This window comes from Rhodococcus sp. (in: high G+C Gram-positive bacteria), assembly GCF_049286785.1.
In the GTDB taxonomy this organism is placed as follows: domain Bacteria; phylum Actinomycetota; class Actinomycetes; order Mycobacteriales; family Mycobacteriaceae; genus Rhodococcus_F.
Genome location: NZ_JBAQEO010000501.1, coordinates 1 through 2,026, shown reverse-complemented (window position 1 = coordinate 2,026; position 2,026 = coordinate 1). Strand labels below are relative to the sequence as shown.

3 protein-coding genes are annotated in these 2,026 nt (G+C 65.6%); 2 read left to right on the top strand and 1 reads right to left on the bottom strand.

What is annotated here, in order from left to right:
• On the top strand, positions 1–714 hold a 714-nt coding region (locus tag WAW17_RS18140; RefSeq protein ID WP_422334324.1), incomplete at its 5' end, for an MBL fold metallo-hydrolase.
• A gap of 208 nt (positions 715–922) precedes the next feature.
• Entirely contained in the window at positions 923–1,819 is an 897-nt protein-coding gene (locus WAW17_RS18135) for a VOC family protein (protein WP_422334323.1), read from the top strand.
• A gap of 96 nt (positions 1,820–1,915) precedes the next feature.
• On the opposite strand, the gene WAW17_RS18130 is transcribed toward WAW17_RS18135, so the two are convergent.
• Positions 1,916–2,026: SDR family oxidoreductase (locus WAW17_RS18130; protein ID WP_422334325.1), on the bottom strand; the 111-nt coding region annotated here is incomplete at its 5' end.

The window sequence follows — 2,026 nt, the reverse complement described above, 5'->3', positions numbered from 1 at the left end:
CAGTCGGGGACTAACGTTCACGAAATCGCGGATGGAATCTACCGCATCAATACGCCGGTCCATGCACAGGGAGGGCCTGGCGATTTCTCCTACAATCAATTCCTCATCGTTGACGATGCCCCGCTGCTGTTTCACACCGGGCTGCGCAAGATGTTTCCGCTGGTGCGGGAGGCGGTCGCGAGCGTGATAGCGGTGGAGCGTGTGCGCTATGTCGGCTTCTCGCACGTCGAGGCCGACGAGTGTGGTTCGCTCAACGAATGGCTTGCGGCGGCGCCGCAATCGGTGCCGCTGTGCGGCAAGCTGGCCGCGATGGTGTCGATCGATGACCTCGCCGACCGGCCGGCACACGCACTCGCGGACGGGGAAGCGCTGTCACTGGGCCGCCATACCGTGCGCTGGTTCGACACCCCGCACCTGCCCCATGGGTGGGAATGTGGTCTCCTGATGGAGGAGACAACACGCACTTTGTTGTGCAGCGATCTGTTCGCACAGGGTGGCGCCGAGCATCCGGCCACCACCGAGTCGGACATCCTGGCGCCGAGCGAGGCGTTCCGTCAGGTAATGGACCCGTACGCACACGCACCCGGCGCACGGGCAACACTGGAACGGCTGGCCCTGGCCAAACCGAAAACACTCGCGTGCATGCACGGCAGCACATGGCACGGCGACGGAGCGAAGCTACTGCGCTCACTCGCCGATGCGCTATCGCCGTAACCTCCGCTCGACACCCGTCTTCCGTACGCGCAAGACCCGGGAAACACGGTGGATCGCCGGACGTCAGTCGCCGCACTCCCGAGGTCCGCTGGGCGCCATCCAAGCTACACTTGCATCCGCTGAAATGGCCCCACGGCATCAGGGCCAATCCAGCCAGCACTGAATAGCTACCCTGCGAAAGTATTCAATAACGAATGGAGGAACTGGCATGACGGCCAGATTGGAACTCGGTTACCTGGGATTCGAAGTGTCCGACCTCGCCGCGTGGGACCGACTGCTCACACAGGTGATCGGCATGACGGCCAACGGCCAGAACGTGGACGGCTCGCAAGCCTACCGCATGGACGAGTTCGCACAGCGCATGTTCGTGCGCGAGGGCCCGGCCGACGACGTGTGCGCCGTCGGGCTCGCCGCCTATAACCGCGAAGAATTCGATGCACTGTGTTCACGTCTGCGCAAGGCAGGCATCGAACTGCAAGCCGGCACGCCGGACGAGTTGCGGGCGCGCCACGTGGATCATCTGGTGCGTTTCAGGGATCCGTGGGGCAACCCGCTCGAACTGTGCCTGGGTCTGAAGACCTCGCCCACGCCGTTCGGCTCACCGGTGCAGCCGGGTGGCTTCGTCACCGGCGACATGGGCATGGGTCACCTGATCCTGGTCATGCCGGACCTGGACGCCGCGGTGCCGTTCTATACCGACGTGATCGGCATGTCGGTGTCCGACACCGGCGCTGAGGAGTGGGCCGGTATCGTGCTGTCTGCGGTGTTTCTGTACGCCAACCCGCGCCATCACACGATTGCGCTCGCCGGGGGCGTGCCACCGGTCAAGCGTATCGCGCACTTCGAGGTGCACGTGCCAAGCATCGACGACGTGGGTCTGGCGTGGGATCGCACCCGCAGTGCCGGCGTCGAGGTCACCCACATGCCTGGCCGCCACACCGAAGGCGTCTACTCGTTCTACGGGCGCACGCCGTCCGGTTTCGAGTACGAAGTCGGCACCGAAGGCTTTCGCGTCGACGCGAACTGGCGCCAGCGGCACCTGTCGCGCTTCACCCTGTGGGGCCACCACCCGCCGACGCCGGCCGAGGCTGCGCCGAGCGCGTAAGCCGCCGGAGCGGCCCCGTCGCGGGGACGGGTGTGCCGAGTCTCCTGAGCGCGCCAACCAGGATCCGCACCACCGAGGCGGCCTCCGTGCGGCGGTTTACAGCATCGTGCTCCCACCGTTGACGCTGATCACCTGCCCGGTAACGAACGACGCCGCGGTTGAGGCAAGAAAGCTCACCACGGCCGCGACTTCCGTCATCTCGCCGGG